Genomic DNA, 20,090 nt, shown 5'->3' with positions numbered 1-20,090 from the left:
CGCTGACCCCCGCCAGTACGACCCCGAAGGAGCAAGGACTTGAGTGAGCACACTCTGGTCGACATCCAGCCCACCCCGAACGTCCTGCTCGCGCTGACGCGAACCCCCATCACGCCGCTGGATGCGTTGTGTGAGCTCATCGACAACGCGATCGACTCCTTCCGAGCCGCCGAGCTTGAGGGCATCAAGGTGCCTTTCCGCCAGGTCTTCATCGATCTGCCGGGCGCCTCAGAGGTGAACCGAAACGGGGGACTCGTACGGGTTCGTGACACGGGTCTCGGCCTCACCGAGAAGCAGATCGCGGACGCGTTACGCGCCGGATACTCGTCCAAGAACGCCTTCGACACGCTTGGTCTCTTCGGAATGGGCTTCAATATCGCCACCGGTAAGCTTGGCCGGGTCACCAAGCTGATCTCCGCACGGCAGGAGGACAACTTCGCTCTCGAGGTTGTCGTCAACCTGCCGAAGCTCATCGAGCAGGGCACCTTTGAAGTACCAGCGCGGCAGATTCCCAAACCGATGGGCCTCGAACGAGGCACGATAGTTGAGATCCGCGATTGGTGGCCCGCAGGAGATCCCAACAACGCCTTCATCCGCAAGCTCGCCACCATGCCCAAGGCCTTGGTCCGGAGTCAGCTGGCGCGTCGCTACGCAACACTGATCCGCGGTGAAGACGGGCCCCCGGCCCGGATCTCAGTAAATAACGAATCCGACGATGCCTTCGAACATTGCGTATGGGACGCGACCCGCTTCGTCGAGCGCAGCGGATACGGCCGCATTCCGGCCCGGATTGAATTCAACGAGGAACTTGCCACCTCATCACGGTGCCTGCGAGACGGGACGCTGATGGACGGTCCCGGCCCTTGCCCCCGCTGTGGCGGCTCGGACGTCCGCGAAATCTCCGAGCGTGTCTGGGGCTGGGTGGGAATCCAGCGCTACGACGATCAGAACGACTTCGGCATCGACCTCATCCGCAACGGCCGGGCCATCCGCGTCAGCGAGAAGAACGCCTTTTTCGAATACACCGACGAGAACACCAAGCGTCCCGACCGGGAATATCCCGTCGACCAGCAGTACGGCCGGATCGTCGGCGAAGTCCACCTGGATCACGTTCCGGTGGACTTCTCCAAGCAGGACTTTCAGCGAACCAGCGACGAGTGGCACAACGCGATGGCCTTCCTTCGCGGTGAATCACTGCTGCCAAGCAAATGGCCAGCCGGTCAGAAGAATGAGTCTCCGGTGTCCCGGCTCTTCCAGGGCTATCGGAAGGTTCGCAACTTCGGCCTGTCCGACATGTACATGGGCCGATACAACCCCTCCCGCCAGAAGGCTGAACGAATCCCCCGGGAGGTCGAGAAGGAGTACCTCGCGAAGTTCCAGGCCCGTGAGACCGGCTTCTACGATGACGCCGAGTGGTGGAAACTCGTCGAGACGGCTAGTGACAAGCCCATCGAAGAGCTGCCCGAATGCCCAGAGTGCGGCTACCAGAACGCCGCCAGCGCGGAGCAGTGTGAAGGCTGTGATTACGTACTCCGCGCGAAGGCCTGCATCAGCGACGACTGCGAAGCCGAGCTGCCTATCTCGGCAGTGCAGTGCCCGGAATGCGGCGCGTCGCAGGTTCCCACCATCGTCGAGCCGTGGAGCTGCACTTTCTGCGCCAAGGTGAACGAGGGCGACGACGCCGCCTGCGCTCGCTGCTCCCACCCCAGGGGCACAGCTCACCCGGCCGACCCCGACTCGCTGGACGCCGACTCCACTGCCGACGAAGGGTTGAGTGTTACGGGCCTGGAGTTGAACCTCGCCAGGGGAGGACCAAGTGCTCCACTCGACATCTCGGTCCGGACCGTGCGGCGCAGCATCATCCCCAGCCACGGCGCGGACCCCATTCCACTGGTAGTCCGCAAGCTGCCTCGTAGCCTTACCGTCTACGTCGACATGACACACGCCGGTTTCGCGGATCTTGGCATGCGCGTCGAGGATGCCATCGCCGCAGAGGTAGCGCACTTCGTCTACGAATCGAACGCCAACCTTGCCGGCACCCGGGGGCACAGCACCGCGAGCCTCATGGCGCAGGTACTGCAGAAAGCTTGGCCCGAGCGAGTTACCGAAGCACCAGACAGCGTGCGCAGCGACATCGAGCGCCTGTTCTCGCTGATCGCTGACCGCATCGGCTCCCTAGAGGAAGCCGGCGACTTCTACACCGAGCTGACGGTGGATGAGCAGCGGCGGCTGCTGGACAACATGTTGTCGTCCGGTGTCGAGCTCGGCAAGATCAACGACGTCCTCAAGTCGGGTGACTACCTGCGGTACGCCGACCTTCCAGTCCTTGTCCGGTTCTACGACCGCTACCCGCACCTCTGGTTCGACGGGCGGGTGTGGGAGGACGCATGGCCCACCGATGATCTCGGAGCGGCTGTGGTGGAGGCCGTCCGCCAGGAGATCAAGGATAAATACCTTCGCTGCATGCAGGACTGCGCTTCCTACCTCAGGTACCAGTCGCCCGAGCGGCTGCTAGTGGTCCGAGCGAAAGCGGCATTTGACTATTTGTCAGGCAAACTGCGATGACCCAGCGAATCGTCACGGATCTGCTCGTCAGCGGAACAGGATGGCAGGCGCTAGAACGCATGGTGATGCGCGTGCTGCTGGCGCGCGACTTCGAACATGTACGGCTAGCTGGCATGTCGGGTGACGGCGGTGCCGACGTCACGGCAACGAAGAAGGGGCGCCGCTGGCTGTTCCAGGTGAAGCGATGGAAGACGCGGGTCGGGTCCGCCGTCGTGGAGGAGACGCTTCAAGCCCTTCATCGATACGGCGCAGACATCCCCGTCATCGTCTCTGCCAATGGCTTCGAATCTTCTGTCTACGAGCGGCAGCGGCAGCTTTCCGCCATGGGCGTTCCTCTCCAGCTCTGGGATAAGCAAAAGTTGAGGCGCCAAGCCGACCTCGGTGAGGAAGCCTCCCTGGTGGAGCGGTATCCCGACCGGTATGAGCTGCGTCAGTATCAGCGCGACGCCGTGGAACGTGCGATGAGTGAACTCGTCGAAGGCCGCAGAAGTGCCCTGGTCGTGCTGGCCACCGGGTTAGGTAAAACTTTCGTCGCTGGAGAGTTCTACCGCCGTCTCGCGAACCTGCGGCCGGGCGCCAAGGCGCTGGTTCTGGCCCACCGCAACGAGCTCGTCTACCAGCTCGAAAAGGCTTTCTGGCCCATGCTGAGAGCCTCCCAGTCGACGGTGGTCTGGAATGGCTACGAGAAGCCAGATCAGGACATTCTGCAGTACGCAGACCTGGTCTTCGCCTGTATCGACAGCGTGGCCAGCTACGTCGCTGGCGGAGGTGTCCTGCACGACTTCGGGGTCGTTATTGTCGACGAATGCCATCACATCGGGGGTGGTGACTATGACAAAGTCCTCAGGGATCTCTCTGCAGGTGAGGGTGGCACGTTCCTTCTCGGGCTGAGCGCAACACCATGGCGGCCCGGTGGCGCATCACTGGATCAGTGGTTCGATCGCCCCGTCGTCGACATCGACATGGTCCGCGGGCTGCGGGAGGGATACCTCGCAAACATCGATTACCGCATGTACACCGACAACATCAACTGGGACCGGCTACAGAACCTGGACGGGCAGGTCTTCACGCCGAAGGCGATCAATCGCCGGCTGTTCATCGAAGAATGGGACGATGCGGTCGTCGAGCGGCTCGCTGAGACCTGGCAGGAACAGGCCAATCCCAAGGCCATCGTCTTTTGCGGCACGATCGACCACGCTGAACGCATGGCCGGCAAAATCAACGCGATGGCGTTCACCTCGGCACGCGTCATAGCTTCGCGCAGCTCGAATGGCACCGGGTTGACACCCGTCGAGCGGGCACAGATCCTCTGGGACTTCGCCGAGGGCCGCACCGGTGTGCTCTGCGCCGTTGACGTGCTCAATGAAGGCGTCGACGTACCGGACGTCAACATCGTGGTGTTCCAGCGCGTCACCCACAGCAGGCGCATCTTTGTCCAGCAGCTCGGCAGGGGCCTCCGGCTCTCCCCCGGGAAGAAGAAAGTCATCGTCCTGGACTTCGTCTCGGACATCCGCCGTTTCGCGGCCGGCTTCGAGCTCCAGGAGTCGCTCCAGCACAAGAACAGCCAGGGCCGGGTCCGCCTTGGCAACAAGGTCTCCTTCAGGCGAGCCAACTCGGAGGACATCAAGGGCGCACAATTCCTGCGGGAATGGCTTGGTGACGTGGCCGCCATCGAGGCGGCCGGTGAAGATGTGCACATCCTCAGGTATCCGCCGGCTGCGGACCTGTGAACGGGGAGGAATCAGTGATGACCAGCTTTGAAGCTGCCCAGCAACTGGAGAAATGGCGCTCGGCGAAGAAGGAACTCAAGCGCTCATACGAAGAGCTTCTGGCCCTGCTGGATGACGAGTCCTCGACCCAGGACCTCTTGCACGGCTACCTTCGCGCCAAGCGTCTCTCCGCTGTGGCATTCCAGTCGCTGATGCTGGCGAGCATTCCGGATCACCGGGCGGCATGGGACGCCATCCGAAAGTCCGTCGGGCAAGCCCTTGACGAACGTTACTCGGGTTTGTTGCCAGACTGGGCCATCAAGGTCCCGTACGGCTCCGACACCCACCGCATGCTCTTCTGCATCCTCGCGGAACACCGTGGTGAACCTGTCTCAGCAGACTACTTGCGTGTCGTCGCCGCCGATGCCGTTCACGCTGAGCGCCGGGTCCGCGAACTTCGCGAGATCGGACTGGACGTGGTGGCAGCGAAAGCGAACGGGCGCGATTCCTACACACTGACCAGCTTCGATGTGGATCTCGATGTGATACCGACAATCGCCGTCAACCACATCCGGGCCTACAAAGGAATTCCGGAAACCGAGAAGAAGCGGCTGCAGGACATCGCGCGGCGGAAGTAGCAGACTGGGCAGGGCCGTAGCAAGGTGCGGCCCTGCCCAGGTAGTCAGGAAGCATGCTATGCGTCTACGCCCGCGAGTTCACCAGCGGGAATGGCGGCCCACGCCGCAGCACTAAGGTCCAGGCCAAACCTTGCTGCCGCCGACCGGTGACTGGGCCATTTCCCGCAGAGCAGCTTGTAGCCTTTGTTCAGCATCTCGGGACGGATATCACGTACGCGCTTCATCGGGTCATCCCGGCCGGCACAGACCGTCAGGATCGCGGGCCTCGGGATCACCGTCTTCGGCAGCGCACAGAAGAGGTCAATCAGCCGGGGTTGCTGACCTCGCCCATCGAAGACCTTCGCGGATTGTTCTGGGGTCAGATCCTTCAAGGGGTTATTCCGCATCGCTGCTGTGGGATAGAGCCGCACCCCATAAGCAGACCGGGCAGCCTTGCTGATGCCTCGCTTGCCGTCGTTATTGACGCCGTCGTTCAGCCAAGCCCGATGCGTGCGGATGAGCCAGGACTCATGCTCGTTTCGCCTCACATCAAGCCTTATCGCAAGCGTGATGCCGCATTGACCCTCTCGCGGAATAGTCCAGTTTTTGCCTATCGTGCCCTTCAGCTCGACGCCCACGCCATCAATCTCAGTATCGGGATGCGGTTTCTTTTCTAGCTTGAGGTACTGGAGCACGTGGTACTGAAGCTTTGTTCCGATCACCCGCTTCTCATCGCTGTCAACACGCGGGTCGCTCAGGTCGTATCGCCCGGTCCGGGCACAGTCGAGCACGTAGTAGATGGTGTCCTCGAGCGCATCGCCAATGGTTTGAGCAAGATCCTCACGACTTGCGAGCCAGGCATGGACGCGTTGCAGATCTACGTCGCGGACCAGCGAGCCAATCACGTGCGCTTCACCGCGGTCATTGAGACATATCTGTCCCGGGCCGGGAAGCATCCGCTGCCCCCGAGGTCCCGGCTGGAGGCTCGACGCAGGGATACGGCTCAAGTCTTCGCGTGACGGCATGGGGAAGACATCGCTTTCGCAAATGGTCGCGCCCGGACACAGCGGGCCTTGTCTGGAGCACACTGCAGGTGCATCACAACGCATCCTGCCGGAAATTCCGACGGCTCGCACTCCCCCCGCTCACCGACCAGGCGGCTACGGGACCACGACGGCCCGTCCCTGCAGCGACCCCTGGTGCATCCGCTCGTAGACCTCCGGCCCCTCATCCAGGGAGAACGTGCTGATCTTCGGCTTCACCAGGCCCCGGGCGCCCAGATCGAGCACCTCCGCCAGCTCCGGCCTCGAACCCCAATAGGTCGTCTGGATGCTCACCTCATAGGGCACCGAGAAGAATGACAGCGGCAATGTCCCGCCGCCGATTCCCACTATCGTCAGGTCGCCCATGCTTCGTGTCGTTGCCGCTCCGAGCGCCAGGGTGGCATCGACGCCCACGAAATCGAGGACGACGTCGGCGCCGTGGCCTCGGGTCGCACGGCGGATCTCCTGCGCCGCGTCGGGGCCCGACCTCACCATCTGGTCGGCGCCGCATTCCTCGGCCAATCGCAGTGCTTCGTCGCGGTTGTCGACCGCAATGACGCGGGTCGCTGTGGTGGCCTTGAGGATCTGCACGCCGACATGTCCCAGACCGCCGACTCCGATGACGACCGCCGTGCTGCCGGGCGGCAGTTTCGGCCACGAACGCCGGACCGCGTGATAGGGCGTCAAACCGGCGTCGGTCAGGGGCGCGGCCTGCACCGGATCCAGGCCCTCCGGCAGCGGCAACAATTGGCGGGCGTGCGGAATCAGCATGTATTCCGCCATTCCGCCGTCGAGGCCCAGGCCGCCACCGCCGCCGGGTACCGGAGCGCCGGCGATATTCTCGCAATACGTCTCGATCCCGAGCCGGCAACGGTCGCACGTGCCGCATCCCCAGGGTCCGTAGACGGCGACCGCCTGCCCTTTCGAAAGCCCCGTCACATCCGGGCCGACGTCGTGGACCCAGCCGGCATTCTCGTGGCCCAGCGTGAACGGCGGGCTCCACGCCAGCGGTGAGCTCTCGTCGAAGTCGTGCAGCAGGTGCAGGTCCGAGTGGCACGCTCCGGCGCCACCGATCTTGATGACTACCTGGCCAGGGCCCGGCTCAGGCATGTCGATCTCGACGAGCTCCGGATCCGACTTCCACTTCAGCAGCCGCATGGCACGCATGTCCGCTCCCTCTCCCGGTTACAGCGGGTCACCCTCCAGCCTCCCCGCCGCTTCGCCGAAATACAGCGCGACCGCTGAACTCAGACGTTTTGTATCCTCGCCCGCGTGACCCCGAACCGCGCCGCCGTTCTCCTCGCCGCCCTCCCCCACGCGCTCATTCTGGCGTGGATCGCATTCACACTCGCCGGTTCCGAAGGCGCCTACGCGGGCTTTCTCGGCATCCTCGAACTGTTCGTCATCCCCATCGGACTGCTCGTCGCGCTCGCCGCGCGCTTCACCCCGCCGATCCGCCGTTTCGCGCGCCCGATCGCCGTCACCACCGCGGCAGGCGGCCTCCTCGTGGTCACCGTGGCATTCATCGCCGCCGGCATTTCAGGACATTGATTCCGTACGATGCGACGGAGTCCCCGACCGCATCGACGGCAGTCGACGGCCACGACGCGGGCGCCTGCCGGGTCGAGGCCGCTGCGCGCCTTTCGCTATCGGTGCATGGTTGCGCACCGCACCGAACCGGGTATCGACGACTGTCATGACGGAGACTCGGGTCCGCCCGGCCGGATCGGGCAATCTGCTGCTGGCTCTGGGAATCGGAGCACTGGTCGGGCTCGCCGCATTCGGCCTGGCCTACCTGAAGGGTCCGCGAACCGACGGCCTCCCCGCGATGCCGCTGGCCCTCTTCGTCGGCGTCGCGGTGGGCGCCCTGTGGACGTGGCGGATGTACCGCAACGGGTGGCGCCTGTTCCGCCGATAGCGTGCGCTCCGCCATAGATCCGGCCCATCAAGCGAACGCACCCTCGACCCGGCCCAGGGACGACGGCACCCTCGACCCGGCACAGGGCGCGACCGCGGTCCGCCCATGAGCGAACGCAACGCTGCGGGCGCGTCTCCCCCGGGCCGGCACTCGTGATGACCGTTGCGCGTCCGCGAAGGCCGGGAGGACGGCCACCCGGGACCCTGATGACACGGCGGAACGACCACACCCTCCATTCCGCACGGTGAGCGGCCGGTCCACCCGTACCCATGAAGGGGTTGATCCTCGGGAATCCGGTCCAGATCGGGGTCACGAGGAGGTCACACGCCGTCAAGATCGGTCAAAAGTTGATCTTGTTTCGGCCGTGAAGTTGATCTTGTGGCGGTCGATCGTCGTCGTTGATCGACCGACCGCCCGTCCATCCACCCGATTCGAGTAGTGATCTTGGACGGAGACGCCGGTTGACTGGTCGGGCGTCCGGATCGTCGACCGGGGCCCGGGCGCAGATCAATCCTCAGTACCCGGTCCACGGGGAGCACCAGTGACATACCCTCCGCAGACGCCCGCCGACCCGAACCAGCCGCCCGCGGCCCCCTACGGCACGCCGCCGCCCGGATACGTGCAGGCCCCGCCGCCCGGATACGTCCCGGCGCCGCCCGCGAAGCGCAAGAAGAAGTGGCCGTGGATCGTCGGCGGCATCCTGCTCGTGATGATCCTCGGCTGTGTCGGCATCTTCACCGCGATTCTCGGCGTCGGCAAGGCCGCCGTCGACGAACTCGACGACAACGTGAACGGCAAGAACGCGGTCGCCGGTGAGATGAACAATGCCACCGCCGACGGCTCGCTCGAGTTCACCGTCACGAAGCTGGAGTGCGGCAAGGCCGGCGTCGGCGAGTCGGTGCTCGCGGTCGAGGCGCAGGGCAGCTTCTGCATCGTCTCCGTGACGGTGAAGAACGTCGGCCAGGAGGCGCAGACCTTCGACGGGTCCAGCCAGAAGGCGTACGACGCCAAGGGCACGCAGTACTCCAACGACGGCTCCGCGGAGCTCGCGCTCAACACCAGCGCGAGCACCTTCCTCGAGCAGATCAACCCGGGCAACAAGGTGACCGGCAAGCTCGTCTACGACGTGCCGAAGGGCACCGAGCTCACCGAGATCGAGCTGCACGAGTCGTTCCTGTCGGCGGGCGTCAAGATCCCGCTGAAGTAGTGCGCCCCGGTCATGGGCGGCGGCGCGATGCCGTCGCCCATGACGGCCGTCAGGCGATCGTCACCTCCGTCGACGTCGTCACCGCGTACGCGAAAAGCCTCACCAACTCTCTCAGCGTCACCGCCGGATAGATCCGCATCAGCGGATCGGCGTCGGCGATGGTCCCGCCGTGGTCGAACAGGGGACGCAGCGGCGTAGACCGGCACCGCTATTCGGTCGCGAGCTCGGCGCCCGTCGGAGCCTTCACGTCGACCGGGACGCCGAAGTCGGAGTACGTCATGGTCATCTCGACCGGCTGCTCGGAGGCGATGCCGGGGATGGTCAGCGCGTACCTCACGAGCCGGCCCTCGCTGTCGAAGCCGGCCTCGAACGGGACCGTCGACGTCGACAGTTTCGCCGCGTCGCCCTCGCCCATGCCGAGCTGCCGGCCCGCCTTCGTCAGGTCGATGCTGCCCTTCACCGCGTCGTCGCCGGCCCAGCTGACCTCGGCCGCGGACTCGAGGCTCTGAATGGTGTCGGCCGGGTCGAAGCTGCCGAGCGTCCCGGCACCGCCGGCGCCGCTCATCCTGCGCCAGGTCTTGCCGTCCATGCCGGGGATGTCCGCGCCCGGGATCGACACCTTCATGTAGTTGACGCCGTCGACGATCCGGGTCTCCGACGTGATCTGCTGACCGTCGGACTCGGCCTGCATGACGAACTCGCCGGTCTTCGCCGCCGGGTCCATCACGCCCTCGACGGTGCCGGCGTCGCCCATGTCGATTTTGTTCCGATAGGACTGCTGCTGCGTCTTCGCCGCCGCGGCGACCAGAGCGGCCGTTGCGTCGGCCGGCTTCTGCGCCGCCTCGGCCGGCGCCTGTGTCGCCTCGGCCGGCGGGCTGCTGCCGGCTTTCTCCGCATCGGCGCAGCCGCTCAACGCCAGCGCCGCGGCCAGGGCCAACGCCGTTCCGCCGCGGATCATTCGCTTGTTCATCGGGTCGTCCCCCGTCGATCGTGTGTCCGACTTGCTCTGGAGGCGGGTCACACTAGCGGGACCCACCGACAATTCGCGGCCCGGTCCGGCTCACGGGTGAAACTGTCATACCCGGCGGATAGCGTCCCGCCCATGCCGCTCGAGGACACTTTCTGGGACATCGTGGAGCGCGCCCGGCTGTCCGCGGACGACCCTGACGACGTCGCCCGCCACACCGTGGCGCTGCTGACCACGATGCCCGCCGCCGAGGTGGCCGCCCTCCGCCGGCCGTTGCACGACCTGATGGCGTCGTCCTACCGGTGGGATCTGTGGCAGGCGGCCTATCTGATCAACGGCGGGTGCTCCGACGACGGTTTCGAGTATTTCCGCGGCTGGTTGATCGCGCAGGGCAGAGATGTGTACGAGCGGGCGGTGCGTGATCCGGACAGTCTCTCCGGGCTACCGGTGATCCGGGAGGAGGAGGACCTCGAATGCGAGGACATGTGTGGTGTGGTCGTGGACGCCTATCGGGAGCTGACCGGTTCGACGGATCTGCCGCCGGCCGAGGGACGCTATCCCGACCTCGGCCCGGGCTGGGATTTCGACGACGACGATGAGGTGCGGCGCCGGCTGCCGAGGCTGGCGGCACTGTTCCTCGACTGACGGCTCGTCCGCGCCGCGGACGGCTCCGGCGGACCAGGAGCCGCGGGCCGCGGGCCGCGCGGAGAGGACCAGGAGCCGTAAGCCGCGCGGAGAGGACCAGGAGCCGCGGGCCGCGCGGAGAGGGCCAGGGGCCGCGGGCCGCGCGGAGGACGCGGATGGTGACGGGTCAGGAGGGCGCTCTGTTCTGCTCCCGCCACGTCACGAGGCGGGACTGCAGGTCCTTCACCGCCCGCTCGTCGAGCGTCATGCCGTCGCGGCGGTGGAATCCGTGTCCGGCGAGCGGTTTCAGCTGCGTGTGCCGGAGTTCTGCGTCACCGGGTCGCCGCCCCTCGACCATCGGTGCGGTGGCTTCGGTCGGGGCGGCCGACCCGGTCATCGGGGATTGGCGAGCATGAGAGCACGCGACCCCCGGGACGGCGGCGCGTGAAAGACCGCCGTCCCGGAGGTCACTTCAGACGGCCCTGCAGCTGATCGCCGGCCAGCTCCAGTTGCCGCCGTGCATCACGGTGAAGCCGAAGGCGTTGCCGCTGCCGTTCGGTCTCGCCGTCAGGACGGTGTTGTTGCCGGTCAGGGTCACCGCGGCGTTCCAGCTGTTCTGGAACCGCTGGGGTGACGTGGCGGTGGCGGTCACGACCCAGTTGGCGGCCCCGCTCACGGTCACGGTCAGGTTGAAGCGGTCGGCCCACTGCTGACCCTGGGTGTAGGTGGTCGAGCACGTGCCCGCCGGAGAAGAGGGTGACGGAGACGGGGAAGAGGGTGACGGCGACGGGGAGGAGGGCGACGGCGAGGAAGGCGAGGAGCCGAGGACCGGTGTCGACCAGTCCCGCCACTCCGCCAGGTTGCCCGCCGCCCGGCCGGAGATGCGCATGGCGCCCGCATGGCTGCCGGTCCTGGTCAGGAACTTCTGGATGGTGCGCTGCAGCGGCTCCCGCCACTCGGCCCGGTTCGCGCAGTGGCTGCCGTCCGTCACGTCCGACCAGTACGTGATGTTGTCGCCTGCGCCGAGGGCCTTGTAGACCTCGGCCCCGGCCAGCGCCGCGACGCTCGCCGAGCGCGGGCCGAGGTTCGCGATGTGCGGGTTGTCCATCACGAACAGTCCGCGTGGCGCGATCATCGCGATCACCGAGTGGGTGTCCACCGGGAGCCTCCCCGGGCTCCCGGTGAACGACCCGAACGCGTCGCCCAGCCACGGTTGCTCCCCGTACGCGCTACTCAGGCTCTGCGCTCCTTCCCCGGGTATCCCGCGGAAGATGGGTACGCCGGCGCTTCCCGATTCGATCGGCATGGTGAGCGCGATCCGCTGATCGAAAGCGCCGGTGACGAACGCGCCCTTGCCGAACCGGGAGCACCCGGTGACTCCGGTGGCGTCCGCCTTCAGAAGATTGCCGCCGGACTGCTCGAGCACGTCGATGATCCGGCTGACGCCCCACGCCCAGGCGACCAGCAGTCCGGTGCTGCTGGTCGAGCCGTAGAGGCTGTAGAAGGCGCCCTGCTTGTTCGCCCGCCCGGTGCCTTCGCGGCCGACCGCGTACGGGTCGTACTTGATGACCGCGGCGCCGGCGGCCTTGATCGTGGCGGTGTCGGCCCCGAATCCGCCGAGCACCACGACGGCCGGGAACGGGCCGGTACCGCCCGGCAGCTCCACGCCGGCCGAGAAACTGCTGCTCCGGCCGCCTTCGCTGACGTTCACGGTGACCGACGTCGAGGAGACCGTGCCGGTGACGGACGTCGGGCGGGCGGGTTTCGTACCGTAGATGAATCTCTCCGAAAGCTTCTTGATCTCGTTGCGCTGGCAGCGCCAGTCGGCGGCCGACGAGATCCGGCTGCCGTCGAGCCGTTTGAAGGGATCGGGCAGCTTCGCGACGGACGGCAGGGATTCGAGGGCGGGCAGCGCGGGTGCGGGACAGCCGGCGCCCTCGTCCTCGACCGGTGCGGCGGCGGCACCGGTGGGCGCGGCGGCGACCAGACCCGCGGCGGCGATCAGCGCGAGAGTGGCTCGTTTCCACATGAGACGCCTCCTCCTGCAGGGGTCAGGTGAGGGACCCCGGCGCAGGCACGTTCACCGGCGGCCGTGACGGATGGCGCCGGCGAGCGTTGGGGATGAAGCCTGCGCCGGGGTCGAGAACTCGCTGGGAGCGGTCCCCATCGATGCCCACGAGTATTGGACCGGCCCGCGACCGTGTCAATGAGTTTCGGAAACATAACGGTAATCCGGGGTTCTACCTGCGCAGGTCACGCGGATGCGTACCAAATGAAGATCGATAAGAAACAGGTGTGCCCCCGAAACTTTCAGGAACCGGGGCCCCTCTTAGAAAAGATTTAAGAACATCTATGTACGTCGTCATCTTCGCGACCTAGGGTCGTTTGCCAGATCAGTCCGTTTCCGGCAAAGGAGCGTCTATTGTCTTCCCCCCGCTTCGCCTCGATCACCTGGCCGCTGTTCCGGATCGTCGTCGGCCTGCTCTTCGCCTGCCACGGCGTCGCCAGCCTGTTCGGGCTGCTCGGCGGCGCACGCGGCACCGGTGAGCCGCTCCAGGCCGGCGTTTGGCCGGGCTGGTACGCGGCCGTCATTCAGCTCGTGTGCGGCCTGCTCGTCATGATCGGCCTGTTCACCCGGCCGGCCGCGATCCTCGCCTCCGGCTCGATGGCGTACGCCTACTTCGTGGTCCACCAGCCCGACGGCCTCATGCCGATCGAGAACGGCGGCGTCACCCCCGCGCTGTACGCCTGGTCGTTCCTGCTGATCGCGGCGTCCGGCGCCGGCCAGTGGTCCGTGGACACGCTGATCAGCAGCCGCCGCGCCGGCCCGGATGTCGCGGGCGAGGCAGTCTGATCAACGACGGATGACCGCTCCCGGATGAGGGCGGGTGCATGGTGATGCGAGCACGGCCATCCCGACCGCGCCCTCGAGGAAAGGGCCGAATCCGTGATCAAGCTACTGGTCGCCAGTCTCACCCTGCTCAACGCCGGCGTCGCCACGGCGCCGGCGACCATGCCGGCGCCGGACATCCGCAGCGTCGGCACGTGGAACGAGCTGGCCGTCGACGCCGTACGCATCAATCGCTCGACCGACGCGGACGCCGCGCGTCTCTATGCGATGGTCAACGTGGCGGTGTTCGACGCGGTCAACGGCATCACGCGGCAGCGGACACCGGCGCTGATCCCGGCCACCGGCCCGCGGCACGCCGATCAGCAGGCGGCAGCCGCCGCGGCGGCCCACGCGGTGCTGACCCGGCTCGATCCCGCGCGGGCCGGGTCGTACGACATTCAGCTCGCCGCCGACCTGCAACAACTCGGCAGGGGCCGGGAGGCCGGCGCGGCCTGGGGCGCCGATGTCGGCGAGCGGGTCGTCGCGGCGCGGGCCGAGGACGGTTCCACGCCCGTCGAGTCGCAGCCGGCCGGGAGCGGGCCGGGGGTGTTCCGGGCGGCCTGGTCCGGGACGCAGTACCGGAACGTCACGCCGTTCGCCGTGCGGGACGCACAGGCCTTCGTCCCCGGCCCGCCGCCGGCCCTGGCCAGTGCGGCCTACGCGACGGCGTTCGCCGAGGTCGCCGGCCTGGGGAATGCCGCGATACCCGCTCCGGATCTCCTCGCCACATACCAGTTCTGGTCGCTGCCGGCCGGTTCTGATCAGCCGCCCGGGGAATGGTTGCGGATCGCTCTCGGGGTGGCCGCGGACCGCCGGCTGCCGCTGGCCGACGAGTCCCGGCTCACCGCGCTGCTGACCATGGCCCTCGCCGACACGACGGTCACGACCGTGAGCACCAAGTACGCCTACCGGCACTGGCGGCCCACCACCGCCATCCGCGAGGCCGGCACCGACGGCAATCCCGCCACCACCGCCGATCCGGCCTGGTCGGCGCGGGCCGGGAGCGTGGGCGGAACACCCGAGTACGTGTCGGGACACAGCTCCTACAGCGGGGCCGGCTCGGCCGTGCTCGCGCTGTTCTTCCACCGGGACCGGATCGCGTTCACCCACGCCACGGACTCGGCGCCGGGCGGAGTGGCCCGGACGTATCCGAGCTTCTCGGCGGCGGCCGGTGAGGCCGGACGGTCGCGGATCTACGGTGGGCAGCACTTCGAGTTCAGCAATCGGGCCGGGCTCGGCCTGGGCCGGGCCGTGGCGACGGAGGTCGTCGCCACGAGCCTCAGGCCCTGCTGACGAATGGCCTCAGCCGCGCGACCGCGGCAGGCAGCACTTCTTGTACTTGCTGCCGGAACCGCACCAGCACGCCGCATTCCGCTCCACCGGCCAGCCGATCTGGCCGGTGGCCGCGCCGGGGCGCTTCGCGTAGCCGGACAGCGTCTTGGGGTCGGCCGGGTCGCCATCGCCGCCGGCGAACGCGGTCAGGCCCGCGACCGTCGACGGCAGCAGCGCGAGGTCGGTGCGGCCCGCCGCGGCGAGGCGCACCAGTTCGCGCTCGAGGCGGGCGCGGTGCTCGTCCCAGTCGGCGCCGAAGGACGACGTGAGGGCCGGCCACTGCGTGATCAGCTGATCGAATTCGGCCCGGGGCCAGAACAGCAGGTCGCCCACCGGCTCGGCGGCGGCGCGGGCCGAGGCGTTGGCGAGCCTCGTCTCGAGTCGCTCGGCCATGTTGTCGTGCGCGTCGTGCTGCAGGCCGAGGGCGTGGCGGACGCGGTGGCGCTGCTGGAGCAGGAAGAACAGCAGGCCGGCCTCGTCGACGGTGGTGGGCTCGGTGGCGTTGCCACGATCGGTCAGGGCCTGCTGGACGGCCTCGGACAGCCACTGCTCGGCCTCGCGCAGCCGGCCGCCGACGGCGAGGGCGGCGCTCACCGACGCGGCGGCGTCGTTGTGCTGGAGCAGGGCGGGGCGCAGCGGCTCGATCTCGGCGAGGGCTTCCTCCTCGCGACCGAGACGGAACAGGATCCGTCCCCGGACGGCGCGAGCGGCGACGGAGGCGGCGTCGTCGCGCTTGCCCAGGGATTCCAGGGCCTGGTCGGCGTAGCGCAGGGCGGCGTCGAGCTTCGTCCGGCTCTCGGCGATCTCGGCGGCGAGGGTGAGCGCGGCGCCGGCGTCGTCCGGGTCGGCGAGGCGTCCGTCGGTCGCGGCCTTCGCCAGATCGGCGGCGAGGCCGAGCGGGTCGGCGGCGCCGAGCGCGGTCTGCCGGAGCTCATCGAGGTCTGCGCTGGTCAGGTCAGTTTTCAACGGCACAGGCTCACCGTACTGCGCCGCACGCTTCCACGACTGTTGATCTGGGTCTCACTTCGTCTGGTCAATGGCGTTCATCGATGGTAAAAACTTTGTAACACCGACCTGGGAGCGCTCCCAGCACAGTCCGGAGGATCTGCATGAAAAGTCGGGTAACCCTCCTTCTAGCCGCGATCGCGCTCGCGATAGCGGGCCTGAGCAGCCCGGCAGCAGCCGCTCCTCCGGCCGCGTCCACCGTCGCGACCGGCTACGGGCACACCTGCGCCGTCCGCGCCGACGCCTCGCTGTGGTGCTGGGGAACCAACGCCAGCGGCCAGCTCGGCACCGGCACCACGACCAGCAGCACCACAGCGGTCCGGGTCGGCACGGCGTCCTGGAGCAGCATCGACGCCGGCACCAGCTACACCTGCGGCATCCGCACCGACGGCACCCTGTGGTGCTGGGGAAGCAACACCCGCGGCCAGCTCGGCATCGGCACCACCTCGCGCAGCACTTCACCGGCGCAGGTCGGCACCGTCGCCACCTGGGCGAGCGTGAGCGCCGGCGACGCGCACACCTGCGCGACGCGTACCGACGGCTCGCTCTGGTGCTGGGGCTTCAACCGGCTCGGGCAGCTCGGCGCCGACCCGTCGGCCGTCTACACCGCGACCACCCCGCTGCGGGTCGGCACGGCCGGCGACTGGACCAGCGTCACGACCGGTTTCGCCCACAGTTGTGGGACGCGGGGCACCGGCACGCTGTGGTGCTGGGGCGACAACGGTGACGGACAGTTGGGCCTCGGCCGTCTCACTCCGTCGACTTCGCCGGCGCAGGTCGGCACCGCGAGTGACTGGACCGGCGTGACGGCCGGCTACGCGTTCAACTGCGGCGTCCGGGCCGACGGCAGCCTCTGGTGCTGGGGCGACAACGGATACGGGCAGCTCGGGGCGGGTACCACCTACCAGACCGCGCCGGCCCGGGTGGGCACCGGCACCGGCTGGGCCGCAGTCGACGCCAGCTTCAACACGGCGTGCTCCACACGTACGGATGGATCTCTCTGGTGTTGGGGTAACAACGCATCCGGGCAGCTCGGCGACGGAACGACCAACCACCGCTCGGCGCCCGCCCAGGTCGGCAGCGCCACCACCTGGTCGGCCGACTTCCGCACCGGATATCACAGCTGCGGATTCCGCGCCGATGACAGCCTGTGGTGCTGGGGCGGCAACAGCAACGGACAGCTGGGCGACGCCACCACGGTGCAGCGGACGGCACCCATTCAGATCAACGTCTGATTCTGTACGGCGGGCGCGGACCCTGGACCGGTCCGCGCCCGCCGTCAGGACAGCAACCTGATCCGCGGCGCCTCGGCGTCCGTGCCGATCGCCGCCTCGCACAGCCGGCAGGTTCACACCGTGCGGATGATCCGTGAGCGTCGATGGGCTGCTCTGATGGGCCGATGACGACCACCGCGACCCTCGTGTTCCTCGCGGTGGTCGGCGCCCGTTTCCTGGTGCCCCTGCTCATTCCGCGCTATCCGCTGCCGGCCGTCGTCGCGGCGCTCGTGCTCGACGCCGTCGACCAGACGGTCTTCCAGGCGTTCGGCTTCGATCCGCCCGGATATCAGGGCTACGACAAGGCGATGGACGTCTATTACCTGGCCATCGCGTACCTCGCCACGATGCGGAACTGGACGAGCCGGCCCGCCGTGCAGGTCGCGCAATTCCTCTACTTCTATCGCCTGGTCGGGGTCGTCGCGTTCGAGCTCACCGAGTCCCGCGCGCTCCTCATGGTCTTCCCCAACACCTTCGAATACTTCTTCATCGCGTACGAGGCGTACCGGCTCTTCTGGAACCCGGCCCGGATAAGCCTCCGGGGCTGGATCACCACGGCCGCGGTCATCTGGGTGTTCGTCAAGCTGCCGCAGGAGTGGTGGATCCACGTTGCCCAGCTGGACTTCACCGACACGGTCGAGGAGGTCTGGTGGTTCGGCCCGGCCTGCGCGGCCGCCGTCGTCGCGGCCGGCCTGGTCTACTGGTTCGCGATCCGGCCGCGGCAGCCCGCACCGGACTGGCGCTGGCACGTCGCCGCCGATCCGCTGCCGGCCGACGCCGCGACGGTGGCGTCGCGGAACCGGTGGGTCGCCGAGCACGGCCGGCTCTGGTCCATCGGCACGCTGGAGAAGGTGGCCCTGGTCAGCCTGATCTGGATCATCTATGCGCAGATCCTGCCGAGCGCGACGTTCTCGAACGTCCAGCGCTTCGTCATCACGTCGCTGTTCGTGGTGGCGAACGCCGCGATCAGCCTGTGGTCGGCGCGGTCGTCGCGCAGCGTGGAGAGCGCACCCGTCGCGTTCGCCGTACGGGTCGTCATGAACGCGGCGCTCGTGGCACTCTCCGACTGGCTGCTGCCGTTCTCCGGCGGGGATCTGAATCCGGGGGTGGCGCTCTTCTTCATCCTGCTGCTCAGCCTGATCACGCTGCTGGACGACCGTTACCGCCCGATCCACGAGATCCGGGTGCACGGCTCGCCGGCGCAGAAGGTGGCGGGGTAGCGCGCACCGCGGTGGACGACATCGCCACCAGCTCCGGGCTCGCGGGCAGGAACAGCGTCGCCACGCCGAGGGCCTCGTTCATCGTGGCGAGCTCGCATTCGCGCTGGTAGTCCGTGGCGTTCCGGACACCGCGGACGATCACCCCGCAGTCGTGGAGCCGGCAGTAGTCGACGGTCAGGCCGTGCCACGACGCCACCGTGACGTTCTCCCAGCCCGCGATCCGCTCCGCCCGCTCGGCAGCCGATCGGCTCGGCCGCTTGTCGCCGTTGACGGCCACCAGGATGGTGAGGTGGTCGAACAGGCGCCGGGCCCGGTCGGCGACGTCGAAGTGCCCCGGGGTGAAGGGGTCGAACGTTCCGGGATAGACCGCGCGCGTCATCCGTCCACCCTAGATGTGATCATGGGGAATGTGATCGATCTTCCCGAGTGGTTGCCGCGGCGTCCGGCCATCCGTCTCCGCGCCGCCTCGCCGGGTGACGTCGTGGTCGGGCAGCTCGGCGGATCAGCGGCGCTGCCCGTCGGTCACCCCTGGCCGATGATCTCGGAGGAGGAGCCGTTCACGTTCGTGGCCCGGCTCGACTGCGGCGCCCTCAGCGAGTATGAGGTCGACCTGGAGCTGCCCCGCGGTGGCTCGCTGCTGTTCTTCCTGCCCCGGTTGGAGGAGGTCGGCGACGAGTCGCTCGTCCTCTACGTCCCCGACGGGGTGGAGACGGCCGGCCGGCTCGTGCCCGACCACCTGCGGCATCCGTCGGAGGAGTACGACCATCCGCTGGTGGAGCTCACCGGGCAGCCGATCCTGACCGTGCCGCGGCCCTATCACCCGGTGCTCGACCACGACCGGCTGGCCGCGGTCGCGGAGCTCTGGCGCCGTCGTCGATCCACGCCTGGTCATCAGGTCGGCGGGTATTCGGATGTATTCCAGGGCCCGCTCGAGGTCGGTGCGGCCTGCGCGACATTCCGGCCGTACGCCGGGGACTCCCCGCACGCGGATCCGGAGTTCCTGACCGAGGCACGGAAATGGGTGACCCTGCTCCACCTCGAAGAGGACTCGGACGCCCGGATGGGCTGGGGTGACGGCGGCATCGCCCTGTGGGCGATCCGGCGGGAGGATCTGGCGGCGCGCGACTTCGGTGCCACCTACTTCACCACCCAGAGCCACTGAGTCATGGCGATCGAGTGGGAGACGCGAGTCGACAGAGCCTTCAGCCTCCGGCAGGCCGCCGAGGCCACCGGCGCGTTCGCGGCCGCTCTGCTGGGTGCGGACCCGGGTGCGGATCTGGGCCTGATCGGCGTCGAAGTGCTCGACGCCGACGCGGGACTCCTCGACCTGGTCTGGGAGCCGGCCGCCCCGGAACTGCGGGAGACGGTGTTCGTGCGGTTCCACATCCCCCGGTGGAGTGCGGGGATGTGCCAGGTGATGCTCAGTGAGGCGACGCCCCGGCACGAGGATTCCGAGTCGGGGCTGTTCGTGACGGTCACGCCGGCGCGGGACGATCCGTCGCTGGTGCTGAGCATCGCCGCGGTGTGCGGGTTCGCCCGGGTGGGTGGCGGGAGCGTCATCGATGAGTGGAACAGCCTGCGCGGCGGGCGGGAGCAGGCGCCGGCCGCCGTGGTGGAACGGCTGGGCCTCCGGGAACGCGCCGAGAACCGGGATGCGGGGATCGCGGCGGTGCTGGCGCGGACGTCGCTGGGTGTCACAAAGCGCGAAGCTTGATCGTC

The 20,090-nt window shown here is 67.8% G+C and carries 20 protein-coding genes; 13 read left to right on the top strand and 7 right to left on the bottom strand.

The window, feature by feature from the left end; genetic code table 11:
* Window positions 1-39 precede the first annotated feature (39 nt).
* From AB0G10_RS26590 to AB0G10_RS26580, 3 genes are read left to right on the top strand one after another with little or no spacing between them, the layout of a single operon-like run.
* The gene (locus tag AB0G10_RS26590; RefSeq protein WP_360927069.1) at window positions 40-2,565 is read left to right on the top strand and encodes an ATP-binding protein; all 2,526 of its coding nucleotides are present in this window, start codon (window positions 40-42) and stop codon (window positions 2,563-2,565) included.
* Window positions 2,562-4,295: a DEAD/DEAH box helicase family protein gene (locus AB0G10_RS26585; protein WP_360927066.1), complete on the top strand. Its 1,734-nt coding sequence runs from the start codon at window positions 2,562-2,564 to the stop codon at window positions 4,293-4,295. Before AB0G10_RS26590 ends, AB0G10_RS26585 begins: the two co-directional genes overlap by 4 nt.
* Before the next feature lie 17 nt (window positions 4,296-4,312).
* Window positions 4,313-4,912, top strand: coding sequence for a hypothetical protein (locus AB0G10_RS26580; RefSeq protein ID WP_360927064.1), 600 nt, complete (start codon window positions 4,313-4,315; stop codon window positions 4,910-4,912).
* A 56-nt stretch (window positions 4,913-4,968) separates the two neighbouring features.
* On the opposite strand, the gene AB0G10_RS26575 is transcribed toward AB0G10_RS26580, so the two are convergent.
* On the bottom strand, window positions 4,969-5,796 hold the full coding sequence (locus AB0G10_RS26575) for a NaeI family type II restriction endonuclease (protein WP_360927061.1): 828 nt from the start codon (window positions 5,794-5,796) through the stop codon (window positions 4,969-4,971).
* 255 nt (window positions 5,797-6,051) lie between these two features.
* Window positions 6,052-7,101 carry an NAD(P)-dependent alcohol dehydrogenase gene (locus tag AB0G10_RS26570; protein ID WP_360927058.1) on the bottom strand — a complete coding sequence of 350 codons (1,050 nt, stop codon included), beginning with the start codon at window positions 7,099-7,101 and terminating at the stop codon, window positions 6,052-6,054.
* 105 nt (window positions 7,102-7,206) lie between these two features.
* On the opposite strand from AB0G10_RS26570, the gene AB0G10_RS26565 reads away from it, so the two are divergent.
* From AB0G10_RS26565 to AB0G10_RS26555, 3 genes are all read left to right on the top strand, one after another.
* Window positions 7,207-7,485: a hypothetical protein gene (locus AB0G10_RS26565; RefSeq protein WP_360927055.1), complete on the top strand. Its 279-nt coding sequence runs from the start codon at window positions 7,207-7,209 to the stop codon at window positions 7,483-7,485.
* Between the two features lie 145 nt (window positions 7,486-7,630).
* On the top strand, window positions 7,631-7,852 hold the full coding sequence (locus AB0G10_RS26560) for a hypothetical protein (protein ID WP_360927052.1): 222 nt from the start codon (window positions 7,631-7,633) through the stop codon (window positions 7,850-7,852).
* A 541-nt stretch (window positions 7,853-8,393) separates the two neighbouring features.
* The gene (locus AB0G10_RS26555) at window positions 8,394-9,059 is read left to right on the top strand and encodes a DUF4352 domain-containing protein (RefSeq protein ID WP_360927050.1); all 666 of its coding nucleotides are present in this window, start codon (window positions 8,394-8,396) and stop codon (window positions 9,057-9,059) included.
* Window positions 9,060-9,267: 208 nt separating this feature from the next.
* On the opposite strand, the gene AB0G10_RS26550 is transcribed toward AB0G10_RS26555, so the two are convergent.
* Window positions 9,268-10,029 (bottom strand): hypothetical protein, encoded by a 762-nt coding sequence (locus tag AB0G10_RS26550; RefSeq protein WP_360927047.1) that lies wholly within the window; start codon window positions 10,027-10,029, stop codon window positions 9,268-9,270.
* A 132-nt stretch (window positions 10,030-10,161) separates the two neighbouring features.
* Between AB0G10_RS26550 and AB0G10_RS26545 the strand changes: the two genes are divergently transcribed.
* Window positions 10,162-10,671, top strand: coding sequence for a DUF4240 domain-containing protein (locus AB0G10_RS26545; RefSeq protein WP_360927044.1), 510 nt, complete (start codon window positions 10,162-10,164; stop codon window positions 10,669-10,671).
* Window positions 10,672-10,837: 166 nt separating this feature from the next.
* Here AB0G10_RS26545 and AB0G10_RS26540 read toward each other — a convergent pair whose 3' ends face one another.
* Entirely contained in the window at window positions 10,838-11,047 is a 210-nt protein-coding gene (locus AB0G10_RS26540) for a hypothetical protein (RefSeq protein ID WP_360927042.1), read from the bottom strand.
* A gap of 75 nt (window positions 11,048-11,122) precedes the next feature.
* Window positions 11,123-12,679, bottom strand: a complete 1,557-nt coding sequence (locus AB0G10_RS26535; protein ID WP_360927039.1) for a cellulose-binding protein — start codon at window positions 12,677-12,679, stop codon at window positions 11,123-11,125.
* Between the two features lie 393 nt (window positions 12,680-13,072).
* Here AB0G10_RS26535 and AB0G10_RS26530 point away from each other — a divergent pair, with 393 nt between their 5' ends.
* Together AB0G10_RS26530 and AB0G10_RS26525 are read left to right on the top strand one after the other, a co-directional pair.
* On the top strand, window positions 13,073-13,504 hold the full coding sequence (locus AB0G10_RS26530; RefSeq protein WP_360927036.1) for a DoxX family protein: 432 nt from the start codon (window positions 13,073-13,075) through the stop codon (window positions 13,502-13,504).
* A 93-nt stretch (window positions 13,505-13,597) separates the two neighbouring features.
* Window positions 13,598-14,833 carry a vanadium-dependent haloperoxidase gene (locus AB0G10_RS26525; protein WP_360927034.1) on the top strand — a complete coding sequence of 412 codons (1,236 nt, stop codon included), beginning with the start codon at window positions 13,598-13,600 and terminating at the stop codon, window positions 14,831-14,833.
* A gap of 9 nt (window positions 14,834-14,842) precedes the next feature.
* Here AB0G10_RS26525 and AB0G10_RS26520 read toward each other — a convergent pair whose 3' ends face one another.
* Entirely contained in the window at window positions 14,843-15,844 is a 1,002-nt protein-coding gene (locus AB0G10_RS26520; RefSeq protein WP_360927031.1) for an SEC-C domain-containing protein, read from the bottom strand.
* A gap of 137 nt (window positions 15,845-15,981) precedes the next feature.
* Here AB0G10_RS26520 and AB0G10_RS26515 point away from each other — a divergent pair, with 137 nt between their 5' ends.
* Together AB0G10_RS26515 and AB0G10_RS26510 are read left to right on the top strand one after the other, a co-directional pair.
* The gene (locus AB0G10_RS26515; RefSeq protein ID WP_360927028.1) at window positions 15,982-17,112 is read left to right on the top strand and encodes a hypothetical protein; all 1,131 of its coding nucleotides are present in this window, start codon (window positions 15,982-15,984) and stop codon (window positions 17,110-17,112) included.
* A 164-nt stretch (window positions 17,113-17,276) separates the two neighbouring features.
* The gene (locus AB0G10_RS26510; RefSeq protein WP_360927025.1) at window positions 17,277-18,371 is read left to right on the top strand and encodes a hypothetical protein; all 1,095 of its coding nucleotides are present in this window, start codon (window positions 17,277-17,279) and stop codon (window positions 18,369-18,371) included.
* On the opposite strand, the gene coaD is transcribed toward AB0G10_RS26510, so the two are convergent.
* A complete protein-coding gene (coaD, locus tag AB0G10_RS26505; RefSeq protein WP_360927022.1) occupies window positions 18,292-18,750 on the bottom strand; it encodes a pantetheine-phosphate adenylyltransferase in 459 nt (152 codons plus the stop codon). The two genes, AB0G10_RS26510 and coaD, sit on opposite strands and share 80 nt — an antisense overlap.
* Before the next feature lie 30 nt (window positions 18,751-18,780).
* Between coaD and AB0G10_RS26500 the strand changes: the two genes are divergently transcribed.
* Together AB0G10_RS26500 and AB0G10_RS26495 are read left to right on the top strand one after the other, a co-directional pair.
* On the top strand, window positions 18,781-19,533 hold the full coding sequence (locus AB0G10_RS26500; protein ID WP_360927019.1) for a YwqG family protein: 753 nt from the start codon (window positions 18,781-18,783) through the stop codon (window positions 19,531-19,533).
* 3 nt (window positions 19,534-19,536) lie between these two features.
* Entirely contained in the window at window positions 19,537-20,085 is a 549-nt protein-coding gene (locus tag AB0G10_RS26495; RefSeq protein WP_360927016.1) for a hypothetical protein, read from the top strand.
* Window positions 20,086-20,090 lie beyond the last annotated feature (5 nt).

The sequence above is a fragment of the Actinoplanes sp. NPDC023714 genome, assembly GCF_040639855.1.
In the GTDB taxonomy this organism is placed as follows: Bacteria; Actinomycetota; Actinomycetes; order Mycobacteriales; family Micromonosporaceae; genus Actinoplanes.
The sequence above is the reverse complement of the archived record's forward strand: the minus strand, read 5'-3'. Positions and strand labels throughout refer to the sequence as shown.

Bases quoted from the DNA above. Each gene is read 5' to 3' on its own strand.
- coaD (WP_360927022.1), bottom strand. From the start codon at position 18,750: ATGACGCGCGCGGTCTATCCCGGAACGTTCGACCCCTTCACCCCGGGG.
- AB0G10_RS26585 (WP_360927066.1), top strand. From the start codon at position 2,562: ATGACCCAGCGAATCGTCACGGATCTGCTCGTCAGCGGAACAGGATGG.
- AB0G10_RS26540 (WP_360927042.1), bottom strand. From the start codon at position 11,047: ATGACCGGGTCGGCCGCCCCGACCGAAGCCACCGCACCGATGGTCGAG.
- AB0G10_RS26510 (WP_360927025.1), top strand. From the start codon at position 17,277: ATGACGACCACCGCGACCCTCGTGTTCCTCGCGGTGGTCGGCGCCCGT.
- AB0G10_RS26535 (WP_360927039.1), bottom strand. From the start codon at position 12,679: ATGTGGAAACGAGCCACTCTCGCGCTGATCGCCGCCGCGGGTCTGGTC.
- AB0G10_RS26550 (WP_360927047.1), bottom strand. From the start codon at position 10,029: ATGAACAAGCGAATGATCCGCGGCGGAACGGCGTTGGCCCTGGCCGCG.
- AB0G10_RS26560 (WP_360927052.1), top strand. From the start codon at position 7,631: ATGACGGAGACTCGGGTCCGCCCGGCCGGATCGGGCAATCTGCTGCTG.
- AB0G10_RS26495 (WP_360927016.1), top strand. From the start codon at position 19,537: ATGGCGATCGAGTGGGAGACGCGAGTCGACAGAGCCTTCAGCCTCCGG.
- AB0G10_RS26580 (WP_360927064.1), top strand. From the start codon at position 4,313: ATGACCAGCTTTGAAGCTGCCCAGCAACTGGAGAAATGGCGCTCGGCG.
- AB0G10_RS26545 (WP_360927044.1), top strand. From the start codon at position 10,162: ATGCCGCTCGAGGACACTTTCTGGGACATCGTGGAGCGCGCCCGGCTG.
- AB0G10_RS26570 (WP_360927058.1), bottom strand. From the start codon at position 7,101: ATGCGTGCCATGCGGCTGCTGAAGTGGAAGTCGGATCCGGAGCTCGTC.
- AB0G10_RS26515 (WP_360927028.1), top strand. From the start codon at position 15,982: ATGAAAAGTCGGGTAACCCTCCTTCTAGCCGCGATCGCGCTCGCGATA.